Source organism: Mycobacterium sp. NPDC050041, assembly GCF_049541695.1.
Lineage (GTDB): Bacteria > Actinomycetota > Actinomycetes > Mycobacteriales > Mycobacteriaceae > Mycobacterium.
Genome location: NZ_JBMVDG010000007.1, coordinates 1 through 18,964, shown reverse-complemented (window position 1 = coordinate 18,964; position 18,964 = coordinate 1). Strand labels below are relative to the sequence as shown.

Annotated in this window: 19 protein-coding genes; 14 read left to right on the top strand and 5 right to left on the bottom strand. The window is 67.7% G+C overall.

All coding sequences use genetic code 11. The features are described 5' to 3' along the window. Positions 1 to 11: 11 nt before the first annotated feature. A complete protein-coding gene (locus ACPCHZ_RS20545; protein WP_423486669.1) occupies positions 12 to 539 on the top strand; it encodes a tandem-95 repeat protein in 528 nt (175 codons plus the stop codon). A 38-nt stretch (positions 540 to 577) separates the two neighbouring features. On the opposite strand, the gene ychF is transcribed toward ACPCHZ_RS20545, so the two are convergent. Continuing rightward, positions 578 to 1,651 (bottom strand): redox-regulated ATPase YchF, encoded by a 1,074-nt coding sequence (gene ychF / locus ACPCHZ_RS20540; protein WP_423486431.1) that lies wholly within the window; start codon positions 1,649 to 1,651, stop codon positions 578 to 580. 84 nt (positions 1,652 to 1,735) lie between these two features. Here ychF and ACPCHZ_RS20535 point away from each other — a divergent pair, with 84 nt between their 5' ends. Next, positions 1,736 to 2,839: a DUF6542 domain-containing protein gene (locus tag ACPCHZ_RS20535; RefSeq protein ID WP_423486430.1), complete on the top strand. Its 1,104-nt coding sequence runs from the start codon at positions 1,736 to 1,738 to the stop codon at positions 2,837 to 2,839. Between the two features lie 2 nt (positions 2,840 to 2,841). Here the strand turns inward: ACPCHZ_RS20535 and ACPCHZ_RS20530 are convergent, their stop codons facing one another. Continuing rightward, positions 2,842 to 3,843: a 4-hydroxy-3-methylbut-2-enyl diphosphate reductase gene (locus tag ACPCHZ_RS20530; protein ID WP_364974499.1), complete on the bottom strand. Its 1,002-nt coding sequence runs from the start codon at positions 3,841 to 3,843 to the stop codon at positions 2,842 to 2,844. A gap of 65 nt (positions 3,844 to 3,908) precedes the next feature. Between ACPCHZ_RS20530 and ACPCHZ_RS20525 the strand changes: the two genes are divergently transcribed. The 8 genes from ACPCHZ_RS20525 (at position 3,909) to ACPCHZ_RS20490 (ending at position 12,161) form a co-directional block, all read left to right on the top strand. Continuing rightward, entirely contained in the window at positions 3,909 to 4,466 is a 558-nt protein-coding gene (locus ACPCHZ_RS20525; RefSeq protein ID WP_423486429.1) for a lipid droplet-associated protein, read from the top strand. Beyond that, positions 4,463 to 5,683, top strand: coding sequence for an exodeoxyribonuclease VII large subunit (gene xseA / locus ACPCHZ_RS20520; RefSeq protein ID WP_423486428.1), 1,221 nt, complete (start codon positions 4,463 to 4,465; stop codon positions 5,681 to 5,683). The genes ACPCHZ_RS20525 and xseA overlap by 4 nt, the downstream gene beginning before the upstream one ends. Before the next feature lie 2 nt (positions 5,684 to 5,685). Then, on the top strand, positions 5,686 to 5,898 hold the full coding sequence (locus tag ACPCHZ_RS20515; RefSeq protein ID WP_264012761.1) for an exodeoxyribonuclease VII small subunit: 213 nt from the start codon (positions 5,686 to 5,688) through the stop codon (positions 5,896 to 5,898). Positions 5,899 to 5,959: 61 nt separating this feature from the next. Continuing rightward, positions 5,960 to 7,045, top strand: a complete 1,086-nt coding sequence (locus ACPCHZ_RS20510) for a 3-beta-hydroxysteroid dehydrogenase (RefSeq protein ID WP_423486427.1) — start codon at positions 5,960 to 5,962, stop codon at positions 7,043 to 7,045. A 201-nt stretch (positions 7,046 to 7,246) separates the two neighbouring features. After that, a complete protein-coding gene (locus tag ACPCHZ_RS20505) occupies positions 7,247 to 8,797 on the top strand; it encodes an arylsulfatase (RefSeq protein WP_423486426.1) in 1,551 nt (516 codons plus the stop codon). 4 nt (positions 8,798 to 8,801) lie between these two features. Beyond that, complete coding sequence (locus ACPCHZ_RS20500; RefSeq protein WP_423486425.1) at positions 8,802 to 10,346, top strand: arylsulfatase; 1,545 nt, start codon at positions 8,802 to 8,804, stop codon at positions 10,344 to 10,346. Continuing rightward, complete coding sequence (locus ACPCHZ_RS20495; RefSeq protein ID WP_423486424.1) at positions 10,346 to 11,290, top strand: HAD family hydrolase; 945 nt, start codon at positions 10,346 to 10,348, stop codon at positions 11,288 to 11,290. Before ACPCHZ_RS20500 ends, ACPCHZ_RS20495 begins: the two co-directional genes overlap by 1 nt. Continuing rightward, positions 11,283 to 12,161 (top strand): formylglycine-generating enzyme family protein, encoded by an 879-nt coding sequence (locus ACPCHZ_RS20490; protein WP_423486423.1) that lies wholly within the window; start codon positions 11,283 to 11,285, stop codon positions 12,159 to 12,161. Before ACPCHZ_RS20495 ends, ACPCHZ_RS20490 begins: the two co-directional genes overlap by 8 nt. 2 nt (positions 12,162 to 12,163) lie before the next feature. On the opposite strand, the gene ACPCHZ_RS20485 is transcribed toward ACPCHZ_RS20490, so the two are convergent. Continuing rightward, on the bottom strand, positions 12,164 to 12,424 hold the full coding sequence (locus tag ACPCHZ_RS20485) for a hypothetical protein (RefSeq protein WP_423486422.1): 261 nt from the start codon (positions 12,422 to 12,424) through the stop codon (positions 12,164 to 12,166). 386 nt (positions 12,425 to 12,810) lie between these two features. Here ACPCHZ_RS20485 and ACPCHZ_RS20480 point away from each other — a divergent pair, with 386 nt between their 5' ends. Continuing rightward, a complete protein-coding gene (locus tag ACPCHZ_RS20480) occupies positions 12,811 to 13,578 on the top strand; it encodes an SDR family NAD(P)-dependent oxidoreductase (protein ID WP_423486421.1) in 768 nt (255 codons plus the stop codon). After that, on the top strand, positions 13,578 to 14,804 hold the full coding sequence (locus tag ACPCHZ_RS20475; protein WP_423486420.1) for an AI-2E family transporter: 1,227 nt from the start codon (positions 13,578 to 13,580) through the stop codon (positions 14,802 to 14,804). Before ACPCHZ_RS20480 ends, ACPCHZ_RS20475 begins: the two co-directional genes overlap by 1 nt. Here the strand turns inward: ACPCHZ_RS20475 and ACPCHZ_RS20470 are convergent. Both ACPCHZ_RS20470 and ACPCHZ_RS20465 read right to left on the bottom strand, forming a co-directional pair. Next, complete coding sequence (locus ACPCHZ_RS20470; RefSeq protein WP_423486419.1) at positions 14,779 to 15,612, bottom strand: dienelactone hydrolase family protein; 834 nt, start codon at positions 15,610 to 15,612, stop codon at positions 14,779 to 14,781. The two genes, ACPCHZ_RS20475 and ACPCHZ_RS20470, sit on opposite strands and share 26 nt — an antisense overlap. 13 nt (positions 15,613 to 15,625) lie before the next feature. Continuing rightward, positions 15,626 to 16,258: a DUF4245 domain-containing protein gene (locus tag ACPCHZ_RS20465; protein WP_423486418.1), complete on the bottom strand. Its 633-nt coding sequence runs from the start codon at positions 16,256 to 16,258 to the stop codon at positions 15,626 to 15,628. Positions 16,259 to 16,312: 54 nt separating this feature from the next. On the opposite strand from ACPCHZ_RS20465, the gene glpX reads away from it, so the two are divergent. Together glpX and ACPCHZ_RS20455 are read left to right on the top strand one after the other, a co-directional pair. Beyond that, on the top strand, positions 16,313 to 17,341 hold the full coding sequence (gene glpX / locus ACPCHZ_RS20460; RefSeq protein WP_364974537.1) for a class II fructose-bisphosphatase: 1,029 nt from the start codon (positions 16,313 to 16,315) through the stop codon (positions 17,339 to 17,341). Between the two features lie 32 nt (positions 17,342 to 17,373). After that, positions 17,374 to 18,780 carry a class II fumarate hydratase gene (locus ACPCHZ_RS20455; RefSeq protein ID WP_364974540.1) on the top strand — a complete coding sequence of 469 codons (1,407 nt, stop codon included), beginning with the start codon at positions 17,374 to 17,376 and terminating at the stop codon, positions 18,778 to 18,780. Positions 18,781 to 18,964: the final 184 nt, after the last annotated feature.

Below are 18,964 nucleotides of genomic sequence, written 5' to 3'. Positions count from 1 at the left end.
GCGGCGTCGCCATTGTCACGGTCACCGCCAACGACACCGACGCCGACGGCACGGTCGATACGTCCACGGTCGTCATCACTCGGCATCCTGCCGCCGGAAGCGTCACCGTCGGCGCTAATGGCGCCGTCACCTACACCTCCAACGGCGCGGAAGTTGCCACCGATAGTTTCGCCTACCGCGTCAACGACAACGCCGGTACTACCAGCAACGAAGCCACCGTCACCGTCATGATCGCCCCGGTCAACGATTCGCCGGTGGCAGTCAACGAGACCTATTCGACGAATGCGGACACCGCGCTGACGGTGGCCTCCCCGGGCGTGTTGTCCAATGCCAGTGACCCCGAGACAAATTCGTTGATGGCGGTGCTGGTGACGGACCCATCGCACGGAACGTTGACCCTCAACTCGAACGGGTCGTTCACCTACACCCCCGCCGCCAACTACATCGGGCCCGACAGCTTCACCTACCGCGCGTCGGACGGCACAGCCACGAGTTCGGTGGCCACCGTGAGCCTCACTGTCACCCTCGTCATCAGCTAGGTCGCGCGAGGGCGGCAGGGTAGATCGGTCTCAGCCCCCTACACGTTGAAGCGGAACTCCACCACGTCGCCGTCGGCCATCACGTAGTCCTTGCCCTCCATGCGCACCTTGCCCGCCGACTTGGCCGCCGCCATCGAGCCGGCCTCCACCAAATCGTCGTAGGACACGATCTCGGCCTTGATGAAGCCCTTCTCGAAGTCGGTGTGGATGACCCCCGCGGCCTTCGGCGCGGTGTCGCCCTGGTGGATCGTCCACGCTCGCGCCTCCTTCGGCCCCGCCGTCAGGAAGGTCTGCAGCTTCAGCGTGTGGAACCCCGCACGAGCCAGCGCATCCAGGCCGCGTTCGGTCTGCCCGATCGACTCCAGCAGTTCGGCCGCCGACTCCTCGTCGAGTTCCTGCAATTCGGCTTCGATCTTCGCGTCGAGGAACACCGCGTCCGCGGGCGCCACCAGCTCGCGCAGTTCGGCCACCCGCGCGTCGTCGGTCAGCACGCCCTCGTCGGCGTTGAACACGTACAGGAAGGGCTTGGTGGTCAACAGGTTCAGCTCGCGCAGCAGTGTCGCGTCGAAGCTCGCGCCGAACAGCGTCCGGCCGTCGTTGAGCACCTCCTGCGCGGCGAGTGCGGCCTCGTGCACGGGTCTGCGGTCCTTGTGCGTGCGGGCCTCTTTCTCCAGCCGCGGCAGCGCCCGCTCGAGGGTCTGCATGTCGGCGAGCATGAGTTCGGTCTCGATCACCTCGATGTCGGACCGCGGATCGATCCGGCCGTCGACGTGGGTGACGTCGTCGTCGGTGAACACCCGCACCACCTGACAGATCGCGTCGCATTCGCGGATGTTGGCCAGGAACTTGTTGCCGAGGCCGGCCCCCTCCGACGCGCCCTTGACGATGCCGGCGATGTCGACGAACGTCACCGGCGCGTGCACAATCTTGTCGGAGTGGAACATTTTCGCCAGCTCGTCGAGCCGAGGATCCGGGAGCGCGACCACGCCCTCGTTGGGTTCGATGGTCGCGAACGGGTAGTTCGCCGCCAGCACGTTGTTGCGCGTCAGCGCATTGAACAGGGTCGACTTTCCGACGTTCGGGAGTCCGACGATTCCGAGGTTGAGTCCCACAGGGATCACAGTCTGCCAGAGGGCGGCGCGCGCACCCGCGCGCGCTGGCAGCGCAGCACGCCGCGGAGCCGGTACGGTCTACCTGTGTCAGGACAGCGCGCCCGGCCGGCGGTGTCGGCCGACCATCGCTCTGTGCATCCCAATTTCCCGGGTGTGCCGTGGTGGGGTGCCGTGCTGCTGGCGGGCACGTTCACCGCCATCGGTTTCGCGTTCGACGCCGGATCGGGCGATCGTCAGCTCAGCGCCGTGTTCTCCGCCTGCTACGTGCTCGGTTGCCTCCTCGCGGTGCTCGCGGTCCGGCAGAACTCGATCTTCACCGCTGTCATCCAGCCGCCGCTGATCCTGTTCGCGAGCGTTCCCGGCGCCTACTTCCTCTTCCACGGCGGGCAGCTCAGCGGGCTCAAGGATCTGGCCATCAACTGCGGCTATCCGCTGATCGAGCGGTTCCCGCTGATGTTCTTCACCGCCGCGGCAGTCCTGCTCATCGGGATGGGCCGGTGGTATCTCGGCACGTCGGCACGGCGGGGCGCACCCGCCGCCGAGACCAGCGACACGAAAGACGCCAAGCCCAAGCGCAGCGCCTCGGGCGCCGGCCTGCTGTCGAGCGTCACCGCCAAGGTGTCGGCTCTCACCGGAGCCGCCGTCGAGGACGACGACGAAGAAGAACCGCCGCGCAAGCGCGCCGCTGCCGAACGGCCTCGCCGGTCCGCCCGCACGGCCGCCGGTGAGGCCGCGCTGGAAGCCCGCGAGGCCCGCGGCGCACGCAAGCCGGTGAGAAAGGCCACACCGTCGCGGTCGCGGCACACGCGCCCGCCGGAGACCGAGATCGTCGAGCCGGTCGAGGACCGTCCGCGCCGGACCAGGAGCGCCAGGTCGGCCGAGCCGCCGTCCGCCGAACCCCGCCGACGGCCGCGAAGCCAGTCGCCCCGCGAGCCGCGCAAGGAACCACCCGCCGAGCGACGGTCCTCCTACGACGCCTACGAGCGGCCGGAACGGCGCCGCCGCTACAGCGACTACGACGACTACGAGCCGCTCGAACCGCACCGGACCAACGGCTCCAACGGCAGTTCGACGCATCACCCGGTGTCACGGGTGCGCTACCGGGGCGCCGACGACAGCGACCGCCGTACGGAATACCGCACCCGCCCGCGGCGGCACAGCTGGGAAGAATACGACTCCGAGCGCTGAGCTCAGCTGCGCGACGGGCGGATCTCGCGCGGAAGCGCGAACACGAGTGTCTCGTTGGCGGTGGTGACGGGCTGCACGGTGTCGAACCCGTGCTCGGCGAGCCGGTCCAGCACGCCGCGCACCAGGATCTCGGGCACCGACGCGCCCGACGTCACGCCGACGGTGGTGACACCCTCCAGCCAGGCGGGATCGATGTCGTCGGCGAAGTCGACGAGGTGCGAGGCCCTCGCGCCGGCGAGCAGCGCAACCTCGACCAGCCGCACCGAGTTCGACGAGTTCGTGGAACCGACGACGATGACGAGGTCGCACTCGGGCGCCATCGCCTTCACCGCGACCTGCCGGTTCTGGGTGGCGTAGCAGATGTCGTCGCTGGGCGGGTCCTGCAGCGTCGGGAACTTCTCCCGCAGCCGGCGCACCGTCTCCATCGTCTCGTCGACGCTCAGCGTGGTCTGGGACAGCCAGATGACCTTGTTCGGGTCACGCACGGTGACCTTGTCGACCGCGTCGGGGTTGTCGACGACCTGGACATGGTCCGGTGCCTCACCCGCGGTGCCGACGACCTCCTCGTGACCCTCGTGGCCGACGAGCAGGATGTCGTAGTCGTCACGCGCGAAGCGCTTGGCCTCGTTGTGCACCTTGGTGACCAGCGGGCAGGTGGCGTCGATGGTCTTGAGATTGCGGGCCGCCGCCTCCACGTGCACCGTCGGCGCGACGCCGTGGGCGGAGAACACGACGATGGCGCCCTCGGGCACCTCGTCGGTCTGCTCGACGAATACGGCGCCGGCCTTGGCCAGCGTGTCCACCACGTAGCGGTTGTGCACGATCTCGTGCCGCACGTAGACGGGGGCGCCGTGCTTCTCGAGCGCACGCTCGACGGTCTCGACGGCCCGGTCCACCCCGGCGCAGTAGCCCCGAGGCTCGGCCAGCAGCACCCGCTTGCCGGCAACGCCGCCAGTGACCGAGCTGGAAGCACCCGGAATCCCCATGTTGATTGTCGACGGCATGACTCCAGGGTACTTACCCGCAGGGGTATCAGACCAGTTGGCGAGCCCGCCGTAGGCTGGTCCCCATGGCTACCGCACCCTATGGGGTCCGTCTGCTGGTCGGCGCAGCCGTGACCGCCATCGAGGAGACCCGAAAGCTGCCGCAGACCATCCTGATGTATCCGATGACGATCGTCAGCCAGGTGGCGCACCTGGTGATGAAGGCGCAGCAGGACGTCGCGGCCTTGGTGATCAAGGGCGACGAGACCCTCGAATCGATCTTCCCGCCCAAGGATGAGCAGCCGGAATGGGCGACGTTCGACGAGGACGCCGACGACGGGTCCGCTGATTCCGGTGACGACGGCGAGCGTCGGACCGAGGGTCGGTTCGCGCTCTACAGCACCGGTGAGCCCGAGTCGCCGGCCCCTGAGAAGCCAGCCGCCCAGAAGACCAAGCCGGACACGCCCGAGATCGTCACCGAGCTGGATTACGAGTCGCTGACGCTTGCCCAGTTGCGCGCGCGGCTGCCCTCGCTGCGGATCGCCGACCTCGAAGCGCTACTCGACTACGAGGGCGACACCAAGGCGCGCGCCCCGTTCCAGACGCTGCTGGCCAACAGGATCACCCGCGCCAGCGCGAAGTGACCACGTCCGAGCCGGGCCAATCGGCGGAGAACCCATGGCCGGTCCGTGCGGTCGCCACCCGGGTGGCCAAGTACATCGACCGGCTCGGCATGGTCTGGATCGAGGGTCAGCTCACCGAGTTGAAGCTGCGCCAGTCGACGGCGTGGATGGTGCTGCGTGACCCCGCGGCGGACATGTCGCTGTCGGTGAGCTGCCCGCGCGACCTGGTGGCCAACGCCCCGGTGCCATTGGCGGAGGGCACGCAGGTGATCGTGCTCGGCAAGCCGCAGTTCTACACCCGCAACGGCTCGTTCAGCCTGCGCATCACCGAGATCCGCGCCGTCGGCCTCGGCGAACTGCTGGCCCGCATCGCCCGGCTGCGCGAACTGCTCGCGGCCGAGGGCCTTTTCGATGCGCGGCTGAAACGGCCGATCCCGTTCCTGCCCGGCACCGTCGGCCTCATCACCGGGCGGGCCAGTCACGCCGAGCGCGACGTGGTCGCCGTCGCCACCGAGCGCTGGCCCGCGGTGCGCTTCGCGATCCGCAACACCGCCGTGCAGGGGCCGAACACCGTGCCGCAGGTGGTCGAGGCGCTGCGCGAACTGGACAAAGATCCCGACGTCGACGTGATCGTCATCGCGCGCGGCGGTGGCAGCGTGGAGGACCTGCTGCCGTTCTACGACGAGACGCTGTGCCGTGAGATCGCGGCGTGCACGACGCCCGTCGTCAGCGCAATCGGCCACGAACCGGACAATCCGCTGTGCGATCTCGTCGCCGACCTGCGGGCCGCCACGCCGACCGATGCGGCCAAGCGCATCGTCCCCGACGCGGCGGCCGAACAAGCCCTGGTCGCGGAGCTGCGGCAGCGCAGCGCGGGAGCACTGCGCAACTGGGTGAACCGTGAACAACACCTGCTCGCGCAGTTGCGCAGCCGTCCGGTGCTGGCGCAGCCGCTGCAGGCGCTCGACGCCCGCTCCGACGAGATCCACCGGGCGCTGGCGGCCGCGCGGCGCGACATCGGACGGCTCATCACGGCCGAGAGCGACCGCACCGGGCATCTCTCGGCTCGGCTCAAGACCCTCGGGCCGGCGGCCACGCTGGCCCGCGGCTACGCGGTGGTGCAGACGGGCGGCCGGGTACTGCACTCGGTCGCCGACGCGCCCGCAGGCACGCGGATCCGGGTGCGGGTGGCCGACGGCGCGGTGACGGCGGTCAGCGAAGGACCCGAAGGAGCCTGAATATGAAGCCCATTAGTCAGATGGGGTACGAAGAGGCCCGCGACGAGCTGATCGACGTCGTGCAACGTCTCGAGCAGGGCGGACTGGATCTCGACGCCTCGCTCAAGCTTTGGGAAAGAGGCGAAGAGCTGGCCAAATGCTGCGAGGAGCACCTGGCTGGCGCGCGTAAGCGGGTGGCCGACGCCCTGGCCGCCCGGGACGCCGAGGACGCCTGATCCCGGCGGAATTTCTGTCGACGCGCTTCAAACTAGAACACGTTTCAGTTATAGTCGCCGCATGGGCGATGCATCGTTGACGACTGAACTGGGCCGAGTGCTGGTGACCGGCGGCTCCGGGTTCGTGGGCTGCAACCTGGTGACCGAGCTGCTCGACAGGGGCCACCAGGTCCGCTCCTTCGACCGGGTGCCGTCGGCGCTGGCCGGCCGTCCCGGGCTGGAGACGGTCGAGGGCGACATCTGCGACGAGGACACCGTCGCGGCCGCCGTCGCCGGGATCGACACGGTCATCCACACCGCCGCGATCATCGACCTGATGGGCGGGGCGTCGGTCACCGAGGAGTACCGGGAGCGCAGCTTCGCCGTCAACGTCGGCGGCACCGAGAAACTGGTGCGCGCCGCGCGCGCGGCCGGTGTCAAGCGGTTCGTGTACACGGCGTCCAACAGCGTGGTGATGGGCGGCCGGCCGATCGCCAACGGCGAAGAGACCCTGCCCTACACCGCGCGGTTCAACGACCTCTACACCGAGACCAAGGTGGCCGCCGAGCGGTTCGTGCTGTCCCAGAACGGGGTCGACGGGATGCTCACCTGCTCGATCCGGCCGAGCGGCATCTGGGGTCGCGGCGACAAGACGATGTTCCGCAAGGTCTTCGAGGGGGTGCTGGCCGGCCACGTCAAGGTGCTGATCGGCAGCGAGCAGGTCAAGCTCGACAACTCCTACGTGCACAACCTGATTCACGGTTTCATTTTGGCCGGCCAACACTTGGTGCCCGGCGGCACCGCGCCCGGCCAGGCCTACTTCATCAACGACGGCGAGCCGATCAACATGTTCGAGTTCGCCCGCCCGGTGGTGCAGGCCTGCGGCGAGAAGTGGCCCAAGGTGCGGGTGCCCGGCAAGCTGGTGTGGCTGGTGATGACGATCTGGCAGTGGCTGCACTTCCGCCTCGGCATCGCCAAGCCACCGCTGGAACCGCTCGGCGTGGAACGGCTCTACCTCGACAACTACTTCTCGATCGCCAAGGCCGAGCGCGACCTCGGATACCGGCCGCTGTTCACCACCGAGCAGGCGCTGCAGGAATGCCTGCCCTACTACGTCGACCTGTACAACGAACTCAAGGCCGCGCAGCCGGTGCCCGCACGGGCCTGATCATCTGGGCGGCGCACAGACTCCAAATACGCCTCCCCGCAACGATTGTTCCCGCCCACCGGGGAGGCGGCAGCAGACGGCGACCGGTCGAGCGCCTTCCGTGCGGTCGGCCGAGAATTCACATTTCTTAAGCGGCAAGTCGACCTTTTCCAGCGCGGATCGCCCTAGAGTCGAGGCGACCGTCGATTAGGAGGAGTCGCCGTGCCGAACGGTAAGCCGAACATCCTGGTCATCTGGGGCGACGACATCGGGATCTCGAACCTGAGTTGCTACAGCGACGGCATGATGGGCTACCGCACCCCCAACATCGACCGCATCGCCGCCGAAGGCATGCGGTTCACCGACAGCTACGGCGAGCAGAGTTGCACCGCCGGACGCGCGGCGTTCATCAGTGGACAGAGCGTGTACCGCACCGGGATGAGCAAGGTCGGCATCCCTGGCGCCGACATCGGCTGGGCCGCCGAGGATCCCACCATCGCCGAGTTGCTCAAACCGCTCGGTTACTCCACCGGCCAATTCGGCAAGAACCACTTCGGCGACAAGAACAAGCATCTGCCGACGGTGCACGGGTTCGACGAGTTCTTCGGCAATCTCTACCACCTCAACGCCGAAGAGGAACCCGAGCAGTTCGACTACCCCCATAAGGACCAGTTCCCGCGCCTGCATGAGTTCGCCCTACCGCGCGGTGTGCTCAAGTGCAAGGCCACCGAAGAGGTGTCGACCGAACCCGACGATCCGAAGTTCGGTCCGGTCGGCAAACAGACGATCGAGGACACCGGCCCGCTGACCGCCAAACGGATGGAGACGATCGACGACGACATCGCCGACGCCACCGTCCAGTACATCAAGCGCCAGCACGACGCGAGCAAGCCGTTCTTCGTCTGGTGCAACTTCACCCACATGCATGCATTCACCCACACCAAGCCGGAGAGCCGTGGGCAGGCCGGACTGTGGCAGTCCGAGTACCACGACACCATGATCGACCACGACCGCAACGTGGGCACCGTCCTCGACGTGCTGGACGAACTCGGCATCGCCGACGACACCGTCGTCATCTACTCCACCGACAACGGGCCGCACCGCAACAGCTGGCCGGATGCGGGCACCACGCCTTTCCGCAGTGAGAAGAACACCAACTGGGAGGGCGCCTACCGGGTGCCGGAACTGATCCGCTGGCCAGGAAAGATCAAAGCGGGCAGCGTGTCCAACGACATCGTCCAGCATCATGACTGGCTGCCGACGCTGCTCGCCGCCGCGGGCGACCCCGATATCAGCGACAAGCTGAAAAATGGTCACAGGGCCGGGGCCGACGGCGACACCGAGTACAAGGTGCACATCGACGGCTTCAATCTGCTGCCCTATCTGACCGGCGAGGCGGAACACAGCCCGCGGCGCGGCTTCTTCTACTTCAACGACGACGCCGAACTGGTGGCGATGCGGTTCGAGAACTGGAAGATTGTCTTCGCCGAACAGCGCTGCCAGGGCACGCTGCGCATCTGGGCGGAGCCGTTCACGGAGTTGCGAGTACCCAAACTGTTCAACCTGCGCACCGATCCGTTCGAGTACGCCGACATCACCTCCAACACCTACTACGACTGGTTCATGCATCGAGACTTCTTCGTCTTCTATGCGACGGCCATGTGCTCGGCGTTCCTCGACACGTTCAAGGAGTTCCCGCCGCGGCACCCACCGGCCAGTTTCAGCATCGACCAGATCGTCAAGAAGCTCGAAGACTTCCTAGCAAAGGACTGACACCGTGCCCGACAGCAAGCCGAACATCCTGGTCATCTGGGGCGACGACATCGGCATCTCGAATCTGAGCTGCTACAGCCGCGGCATGATGGGCTACTTCACTCCCAACATCGACCGCATCGCCAACGAGGGGATGCTCTTCACCGACTCCTACGGCGAGCAGAGCTGCACGGCCGGCCGGTCGTCGTTCATCACCGGCCAGAGCGTGTACCGCACCGGGATGAGCAAGGTCGGCATGCCGGGCGTCGACATCGGGCTCCAGAAGGAGGACCCGACGATCGCCGAACTCCTCAAGCCGCTGGGTTACGCCACAGGACAATTCGGCAAGAACCACCTCGGGGATCTCAACAAGTACCTGCCCACCGCCCACGGCTTCGACGAGTTCTTCGGCAACCTCTATCACCTCAACGCCGAGGAGGAGCCGGAGAACGCCGACTACCCCACCGCGGAGGAGGCACCTCTGATGCGTGCGCGCCTGTTGCCGCGCGGAGTCATCCACTCCTGGGCCACCGACGAGGAAAACGACGAAGTCGACGAACGATACGGTCCCGTCGGTAAGCAGCGCATCGAGGACACCGGGCCGCTGACCAAACTGCGCATGGAGACCATCGACGACGAAACGACCGGCGCCTGTGCCGATTTCATCAAGCGCCAGCACGAGGCCGAGACGCCGTTCTTCGTCTGGATGAACATGACGCACATGCACTTCCGGACGCACACCAAGCCAGAGAGCCTCGGGCAGGCCGGCCGCTGGCAGTCGCCGTACCACGACACGATGATCGACCACGACCGCAACGTCGGTCAGCTGCTCGACCTCCTCGACGAACTCGGCATCGCCGAGGACACCATCGTCATCTACTCGACGGACAACGGGCCGCACGCCAACAGCTGGCCCGACGGCGCGACCACCCCCTTCCGCAGCGAGAAGGCGAGCAACTGGGAGGGCGCCTTCCGCGTGCCGGAGATGATCCGCTGGCCTGGGAGGATCAAGCCGCAGACGGTGTCCAACGAGATCGTTCAGCACCACGACTGGCTGCCCACGTTCCTGTCGGCGGCGGGCGATCCGGGCATCATCGACAAACTCAAGTCCGGCCACACCATCGGCGACATGACCTACAAGGTGCACATCGACGGCTACGACCTGCTGCCGTACCTGACCGGGGTGGTCGAGAAGAGCCCGCGGCGAGGGATGATCTACTTCTCCGACGACTGCGACGTGCTGGGCATCCGCGCCGAGAACTGGAAGGTGGTATTCCAGGAGCAACGGTGCGAGGGCACCCTGCAGATCTGGTTCGAACCGTTCACCAAGTTGCGGGCCCCGAAGCTGTTCAACCTCCGCACCGACCCGTACGAGCGCGCGGACATCACGTCGAACACCTACTGGGACTGGATGATCGACCGCATCTATCTGGTCCTCTACGGCTCCGCCATCGCCACCCAATTCTTGCAGACGTTCAGGGAGTTCCCGCCGCGGCAGGAACCGTCGTCGTTCACCATCAACCACGCGGTCGAAGAACTCGAGAAGTTCCTCGCGACCCGAGGGGGCTGATGCTCAACCACTGGAACGACGGTCCGACCAAGTCGGCGATCATCGCCTTCGTCGACGCCGTCGCGACCAAGGGCACCCCGGACTACACGGAGCCGGAGGAGCGCATCGCCGTCTTCGACAACGACGGCACCCTGTGGTGCGAGAAGCCGATGTACATCCAGCTCGACTTCATCGTGCGCAGGCTCGCGGAGAAGGCCTCGGCCGACTCCTCGCTGGCCGACCAGCAGCCGTATCAGGCGGCCCTGTCGGGTGACCTGGCATGGTTCGGCGGAGCGATCACCAAGCACTACCAGGGTGACGACGCCGACCTGAAAACCCTTGCCGGCGCGGTGATGGCGCTGCACGCCACGATGACGGTGCAGGACCACGCCGCCCTGGTCTCGGCGTTCTTCGCCGACGCCAGACATCCCACCCTCGACCGGCCCTACGTCGAGTGCACCTATGCGCCAATGGTCGAGTTGTTGCGCTACCTCGAATCGAACGGGTTCACCTGCTACATCGTCTCCGGCGGCGGCCGCGACTTCATGCGACCGGTCACGTCGGCGATCTACGGCATCCCGCCGGAACGGGTGGTGGGCAGCGCGCAGGGCCTGCGCTTCGACGGCGCCGACGGCGAGGGCGACCTGCTGATCGAACCGGTGCTCGACATCTTCGACGACGGGCCGGAGAAGCCGGTCCGGATCTGGAGCCGCATCGGACGGCGGCCGATCCTGGCCGCGGGGAACTCCAACGGCGACGACGAGATGCTGCAGTACACCCGTGGGCTGCGGCTGCTGGTCAACCACGACGACGGTGAACGCGAATTCGCGTACACCGCAGGCGCGGAGCGCGCACTCGAGCATGCCGCGGCCTACGGCTGGACGGTGATCAGCATGCGCGACGACTGGTCCGGCGTGTTCGGTACCGGCGCAGGCAGCGGCGTCGTCACAGAGGCCTGTGACTGACGACCTGATCCGGATCCCGGCGCAGCGAGTGGTGCTCGGCTCCGACGACCACTACCCCGAGGAAGCGCCGGCGCGCGAGGTCGACGTCGACGGCTTCTGGATCGAGGCCCACCAGGTCACCAACGCCCGGTTCGCCGAATTCGTCGACGCGACAGGCTACGTCACCGTCGCCGAGCGGCCGCTCGACCCCGCCGACTTCCCCGGTGCGCCGCCGCAGAACCTGCAACCGGGGTCGATGGTGTTCACCAGGACGGCGGGCCCGGTGGACCTGCGGCACCTCAACCAGTGGTGGACATGGACTCCCGGGGCCTGCTGGAAGCACCCCCGCGGGCCGAGGTCGTCGCTGAAGGGCCGCGAGCAGCATCCGGTGGTGCACGTCGCCTACGAAGACGCCCAGGCCTACGCGCAATGGGCGGGCAGGGCGCTGCCGACCGAACCCGAGTGGGAGACCGCGGCGCGCGGCGGACTCGCCGGGGCCGCCTACACCTGGGGTGACGAGCCGGAGGGCCGCGACCGGCAGCTGGCCAACTACTGGCACGGCGAGTTCCCGTACCTACCCGAAACCGGTTACGGCACAACCAAGCCGGTGGGCAGCTTCCCACCGAACGGGTACGGCCTCTTCGACATGGCAGGCAACGTGTGGGAGTGGACCGCCGACTGGTTCGGCAGCGACCGGACCGCGACACCGTGCTGCGCGGAGGACTCCTACGACCCTGCGCAGCCGCAGTTCGCCGTGCCCCGCAGGGTGGTCAAGGGTGGCTCGTTCCTGTGTGCAGACAGTTACTGCAGCCGATACCGGCCTGCGGCGCGACGGCCACAGCCGGTGGACACCGGCATGAGCCACATCGGCTTCCGGTGCGTCAGGCGCTGACCCTATTCGTAGGTCTCTGCGACCAGACTGTCGCTGTCGACGAACACGAGACCGCCGTCGTCGGTGCTCACCGCCCACCTGCGCGCCGCCTCGACGATCCTGTTCTCCGCGACGTCGACCGCCATTCCGGCGAGCTCAGCAAAATCTTCGACGACTACGCCGCGCATTTCATGATCAGTTCCCGGATGCACCACAACACGCGTATCGACGGCAATGTCGGAAGACCCGTTGCCGCTGGCCGCCTCATCGATCTCCGCAGTCATCACAACCTCCCATAAGTGCCCCGACAGCACTCGAAGTACATCACAGAAATTGACGGGCTACGCAAGTGGTATTGATTTCACGCAAATTCCAAGACGGTGATTTCCTTTCACCGTCCGCCGACCAATAACGAACCAATTACTTGCGGACAATTCGAGCAAACCCCGCGTCCGCCGCCCGCGGCGTCCCTGCCACCGGAGATACCCGACCGGGGCGGGGCCGCGCAGGTCACTGGCTAACAACCGTCCGCCGGCGTCTGCATGGGGCGCAGCACTCCCCGGCCGTCGCCGCGTTCGCTACTGTTGCAACACGTTCCAGTTCTGCGGGCAGGCGATCCCGGACGCAGCGCTGGTCAAAGGGGCGATGCAGGCCCGGACAGGAGCACCTCGTGAGTGAGCACCGCACTGCCGTCGTCATCGGCGGCGCCTCCGGGATCGGATGGGCCACCGCACGGGCACTGGCCGCCGACGGCTGCCGGGTCGTGGTCGCCGACCTGAACGCCGACGGCGCACGCGACCGGGCCGGTGAGCTCGGCGACCCGCATGTCGCGGCGACCGTCGACGTCACCGACGAGGAGTCGGTGCAGCGGCTGTTCGACGATCTCGGCACGGTCGACGTCGTGGTGAACTGCGCCGGATTCAGCAATGTCGGGCTGATCGTCGACATGCCGGTCGACCAGTGGAGGTCGGTGATCGACGTCTGCCTCACCGGTGCCTTCATCGTCGCCAAGCACGCCGGCAGGCGGTTGACCGAAGGTGGCGCGCTGGTGTCGATCTCGTCGCTGAACGGCCGTCAGCCGGCCGCCGCGATGAGTGCGTACTGCGCGGCCAAGGCGGGCCTGTCGATGCTCACCCAGGTCGCCGCCCTCGAACTGGGTCCACGCGGCATCCGCGTCAACGCCGTCGCGCCCGGCTTCGTGCACACCCCGCTGACCGAGCCCGCCGCGTCGATCCCGGGCGTGGTCGAGGAGTACATCGAGAACACCGCACTGGGCCGGGCGGGCACGCCCGAGGACATCGCGGCAGCCGTGGTCTTCCTGTGCTCGCCGCAAGCGTCCTGGCTGACCGGCGAGGTCCTCGACCTCAACGGCGGCGCACATCTCAAGCGCTACCCCGACGTGCTCGGCCATGTCATGCGACTCGCCGAGGCGCACTGATGGCGACCCCGGGTCCCGAGTTCACCGACTCGCAGAAGCGTGCGCTGGCCGTCGCGACAGTGATCGCGCTGGCGTTCGCCGCCTACTTCCTGCGCACCTTCTTCATCCTCGTGGTGGTCGCGGCCGTCGTCGCCTACCTGTTCAACCCGCTCTACGAGCGGTGCAGGCGACGGTTCGGCACGGGCCTGTCGGCGACCCTGACGCTGCTGGCGGTGATCGGCGCGATCATCATCCCGGTGAGCGGGCTGGTGTTCTTCGCCGTCGTCCAGATCACCAGCATGGTCACCAGCGTGTCGGCATGGATGGGCAAGACAGACCTCGGAGCTCTGGGCACCAGGGCGCTCAATGTGGTCAACGAGACGCTGGCGAAGGTCCCGTTCCTCGACGACTTCCGGGTGACGCCCGACATGTTGCAGGAACGCACCGCCACAGTCGCGCAGCACGCCGGCGAGTACCTGCTGGGCATCCTGCAGGGCGCCGTCGGCGGTCTGGTCGGCGGCGTCACCGCGGCCGTGCTCTTCCTCTACGTGTTCATCTCGTTGCTGACCAACCGCGACGAGGTCGTCATGGTGATCCGCAAGCTGAACCCGCTCGGCGAGGAGATCACCGACCTCTACCTGGAGAAGATGGGTGCGATGGTGCGCGGCACCGTCTTCGGCCAGTTCGTGATCGCAGTGGCCCAGGGCTTCGCCGGCGCCGCGTCGATCTACATCGCCGGATTCCACGAGGGCTTCTTCATCTTCGCGATCCTGCTGACCGCGCTGTCGGTGATCCCACTGGGCGGTGGCATCCTCAGCATCCCGGTCGGTATCGGCATGATGTTGTTCGGCAACGTCTTCGGCGGCATCTTCGTCATCGCGTTCCACCTGCTGGTGGTGACGAACATCGACAACGTGCTGCGGCCGATCCTCGTCCCGCGGCAGGCCCGGCTGGACTCGGCGCTGATGCTGCTGGCGGTGTTCGCCGGCATCGCGATGTGGGGCTTCTGGGGCATCGTGATCGGCCCGGTGGTGATGATCGTCGTCGTCACCACCGTCACCGTCTATCTCGCGGTCTACAAGGGCGTGCCGCTGGACCAGTTCGACGAGGAGGGCGAGGACAAGAAACCGGGTCGGTTGCGCCGGCTCCTCACCCGCGCGCGCAGGCAGGCGCCCGCCGCCGAGCCGGAGCACGACGACCCGGACGAGGCCGCGGAACCGGCTACTGCGAAACCAGACGCCGGGTGAGGAACTCGACCACCCGCTTGCGCGCCTCGTAGGCCGGATGCCCATCGACCTCGCGGACCTCGCGGGTCAGCACCGAGTGCGACATCACGCCGAAGCCGTGCTCGTTGCCCTTCCCGGCGTCGATCTCGATCACCTCGAACGCGTCGCCCAGCCGGTCCTTGAGAGTGCGGAACCGCTCACCCGGAGCCAGCGGGTCCTTGCTGAACCGCAACGCCAGCGCGCACAGCCCGTCCTCGTCGGCGCGCTGTTTGACGATCCGCAGTTCGCGCTCCGAGAGCCCCGGATCGCGCTTGTGCTTGCCGGTCAGGGGTATCGGCACCGAGGGCTGGCTGAGCACCGGCGCCAGCACGCTGTCGTCGACGGCGGCGGCGAGCGCGAAGCCGCCGGTGAAGCACTGCCCGATCACGCCGACACCGGGGCCGGGCGTGCGGCCGTTGAGGTCGCGGGCCAGCGCGCGCAGGTAGTGGGCCACCGGCCGGTCGGCGTTGGTCGCGAACGCCGCGAACTCCTTGGACACACAGCCCTTGAGCAGCACCGGCACCGCGCCCGGTCCGAGGGCGGGCTGCCCCGGCGTGCCGAAGAGTGACGGTGCGGCGACGGTGAAGCCGTTGTCGACGAGGTGGTTACCGAGCGCGAGCACGCCGGGGTGCAGGCCGGGCATCTCGGGGATGAGCACCACACCGGGCCCCTCACCCCTGCGGTACACGTCGTGGGTGTAGCCGGCTGCGGTGAACGGCTCGCGGGTCCATCCGGTCAGATCGGCTTCCGGAGCCGCTCCGGCGGGGACATTCGACTCCGGCGAGGTCATCGCAGCTCCTAGGCTAGGGGACGGTCAGCGGCCGCTGACTCTGGGTGGCCTGCGCCAGCGTACGGTACTCGTCTGTACCACCGGCGCCGGTGATCGCGATCTGAGCCGGGCCGCCCGCGCCGTCGAGCCTCGTGGTCCACACCGGCTCCGCGTCCTCGCCTCCCTCGTAAACCACCCACGCCCGGCCCGCGACGTCCTGGCTGCCCGTCGGGTAGGCGTCCGGATTGATCGAGCCGACCAGCGCGTCCTCGTCGGCATTGCTCTGCGTCAGGCTCAGGTACATCCCGTTGGGCGCCAGATAGCCGACCCGCGTCGCCACCGCGCGCACCGCCTGGCCGGTCGCGGGATCGGTGCGGCCGCCGTCGATGCCCTCGCGTCCACCGGAATTGGCCCGCCAGCCCTCCGGCAGCGCCGGCACCCGCACCGGGATGCGCAGTGCGTCGGCGTCGGCGCGCAGCGCGGCGGGAGCGTCGAAGTTCGGCACCCGGCCCTCCCCGGGACCGGCCGGTGCGAACGAGCACATGCCCAGCACACCGGCCAGCACGACGCACGCCAGCACCAGCGGCCCGATCGACCAGAACATGTCCCGGCCGTCGTGGAGCAGCCGTGACTTCGGCTCTCTGGGAGCGGGCTGCGGCTGCGTCATAGTTGCCAGTATCCCAGCTCCCACCGGCCCATCCGCTTCTGGGACAATCACCGCATGCCCGATCGCCGCCGTGAGGCCCCCGACCGCAACCTCGCCCTCGAACTCGTCCGCGTCACCGAGGCCGGCGCCATGGCGGCGGGCCGCTGGGTGGGCCGCGGCGACAAGGAGGGCGGCGACGGCGCGGCCGTCGACGCGATGCGTGAGCTGGTCAACTCGGTGTCCATGCGCGGTGTCGTCGTCATCGGCGAGGGTGAGAAGGACAACGCGCCGATGCTCTACAACGGCGAAGAGGTCGGCAACGGCGACGGCCCGGACTGCGACTTCGCCGTCGACCCGGTGGACGGCACCACCCTGATGAGCAAGGGCATGCCGAACGCGATCTCGGTGCTCGCGGTGGCCGAGCGAGGCGCGATGTTCGACCCCTCCGCCGTCTTCTACATGAACAAGATCGCCGTCGGCCCCGACGCCGTCGACGCCATCGACATCACCGCGCCGATCGGCGAGAACGTCCGCTCGGTGGCCAAGGTCAAGGGGCTGTCGGTGCGCGACGTCACGGTGTGCATCCTGGACCGGCCGCGCCACGAACAGCTCATCGCCGACGTCCGCGCCGCGGGCGCCCGCATCCGGCTGATCTCCGACGGCGACGTCGCGGGCGCGATCTCGGCGTGCCGGCCCGGCTCCGGCACCGACATGCTGGCCGGCATCGGCGGCACGCCCGAGGGCATCATCACCGCGGCGGCGATCCGCTGTATGGGCGGCGCCATCCACGCCCAGTTGGCGCCGACGGACGACGCGGAGCGCCAGAAGGCCATCGACGCCGGACACGACGTCGACCGCGTCCTGAAGACCGAGGATCTGGTGTCCGGGGAGAACGTCTTCTTCTGCGCCACCGGCGTCACCGACGGCGACCTGCTGCAGGGTGTGCGGTACTCCGGCGGCGGCTGCACCACCCAGTCGATCGTGATGCGCAGCAAGTCCGGCACCGTCCGCATGATCGATGCGTATCACCGGCTGTCCAAGCTCAACGAGTACTCCGCTGTCGACTTCACCGGTGACAGCAACGCCGCCTATCCCCTGCCGTAAGAACTCCGACAACCCAAGGGACACATCACACAATGGCCGACAAAGACGTCGAGTACCGCATCGAGCACGACACCATGGGCGAGGTCCGGGTGCCGATCGACGCGCTCTGGCGTGCGCAGACCCAGCGCGCGGTGGAGAACTTCCCGATCTCGGGCCGCGGCCTGGAGCGCACCCAGATCCGGGCACTGGGACTGCTCAAAGGCGCCTGCGCTCAGGTGAACAAGGATCTCGGGCTGCTCGACCCGGAGAAGGCCGACGCGATCATCGCCGCGGCCGGTGAGATCGCCGACGGCCGCCACGACGACCAGTTCCCGATCGACGTCTTCCAGACCGGGTCGGGCACCAGCTCCAACATGAACACCAACGAGGTGATCGCCAGCATCGCCGCGCAGAACGGCGTCACGGTGCACCCGAACGACCACGTCAACATGTCACAGTCGTCGAACGACACCTTCCCGACCGCCACACACATCGCGGCGACGGAAGCTGCTGTGCGGCACCTGATTCCGGCGCTGGAGGTGCTGCACGAGTCGCTGGCCGGCAAGGCGCGGCAGTGGCGCACCGCGGTCAAGTCGGGCCGCACGCACCTGATGGACGCGGTGCCGGTGACGCTCGGCCAGGAGTTCGGCGGCTATGCCCGCCAGATCGAGGCCGGCATCGAACGTGTGAAGGCGACGCTGCCCCGGCTGGGCGAGCTGGCGATCGGCGGCACCGCCGTCGGCACCGGACTCAACGCCCCCGACGGGTTCGGCGCCAAGGTCGTCGAGGTGCTGGTGAACCAGACCGGCGTGGCCGAACTGACCACGGCCAAGGACTCTTTCGAGGCGCAGGCGGCACGCGACGGGCTGGTCGAGGCGTCCGGCGCGTTGAAGACCATCGCGGTGTCACTGACCAAGATCGCCAACGACATCCGCTGGATGGGCTCAGGGCCGCTGACCGGGCTCGGCGAGATCCAGCTGCCCGACCTGCAGCCGGGCAGCTCGATCATGCCCGGCAAGGTCAATCCTGTTCTGCCGGAGGCGGTCACGCAGGTCGCCGCGCAGGTCATCGGCAATGACGCGGCCATCGCCGTCGGCGGGCTGTCCGGCGCGTTCGAGCTCAACGTCTACATCCCGATGATGGCCCGCAACCTGCTGGAGTCTTTCAAGCTGCTGACCAACGTGTCGCGGCTGTTCGCTGAGCGGTGCGTCGACGGCCTGGTCGCCAACGAGGACCACATCCGCGAGCAGGCCGAGTCGTCGCCGTCGATCGTGACGCCGCTGAACTCTGCGATCGGCTACGAGGAGGCGGCCAAGGTCGCCAAGGAAGCGCTCAAGGAGAAGAAGACGATCCGCCAGACGGTCATCGACCGCGGCCTGATCGGCGACAAGCTGTCGATCGAGGAGCTCGACAAGCGCCTCGACGTGCTCGCGATGGCGAAGGTCAAGGACGGCGACTGACGTGTGATTTCGGCGCGCTCACGTTCGCCGAGCGAACGTTTCCGCGCCGAAATCGCTGATATGGGGATCAGTTTGTCAAGTGGGCAGGATGAAGCGGCGGCCGCAACCGTCGTTGCGGCCGCCCCTTCGTATACCGGTGTGTTGGTTTCGGTTTGGTGCGTTTGGTGTTTGAAGGCGGGGAGTG

Coding starts and splice junctions, on each gene's coding strand:
- ACPCHZ_RS20530 (WP_364974499.1), bottom strand. CDS start 3,843: ATGCCGTCGACAATCAACATGGGGATTCCGGGTGCTTCCAGCTCGGTC.
- glpX (WP_364974537.1), top strand. CDS start 16,313: ATGCCCGATCGCCGCCGTGAGGCCCCCGACCGCAACCTCGCCCTCGAA.
- ACPCHZ_RS20475 (WP_423486420.1), top strand. CDS start 13,578: ATGGCGACCCCGGGTCCCGAGTTCACCGACTCGCAGAAGCGTGCGCTG.
- ACPCHZ_RS20455 (WP_364974540.1), top strand. CDS start 17,374: ATGGCCGACAAAGACGTCGAGTACCGCATCGAGCACGACACCATGGGC.
- ACPCHZ_RS20515 (WP_264012761.1), top strand. CDS start 5,686: ATGAAGCCCATTAGTCAGATGGGGTACGAAGAGGCCCGCGACGAGCTG.
- ACPCHZ_RS20465 (WP_423486418.1), bottom strand. CDS start 16,258: ATGACGCAGCCGCAGCCCGCTCCCAGAGAGCCGAAGTCACGGCTGCTC.
- ACPCHZ_RS20510 (WP_423486427.1), top strand. CDS start 5,960: ATGGGCGATGCATCGTTGACGACTGAACTGGGCCGAGTGCTGGTGACC.
- ACPCHZ_RS20485 (WP_423486422.1), bottom strand. CDS start 12,424: ATGACTGCGGAGATCGATGAGGCGGCCAGCGGCAACGGGTCTTCCGAC.
- ACPCHZ_RS20525 (WP_423486429.1), top strand. CDS start 3,909: ATGGCTACCGCACCCTATGGGGTCCGTCTGCTGGTCGGCGCAGCCGTG.
- ACPCHZ_RS20470 (WP_423486419.1), bottom strand. CDS start 15,612: ATGACCTCGCCGGAGTCGAATGTCCCCGCCGGAGCGGCTCCGGAAGCC.
- ACPCHZ_RS20495 (WP_423486424.1), top strand. CDS start 10,346: ATGCTCAACCACTGGAACGACGGTCCGACCAAGTCGGCGATCATCGCC.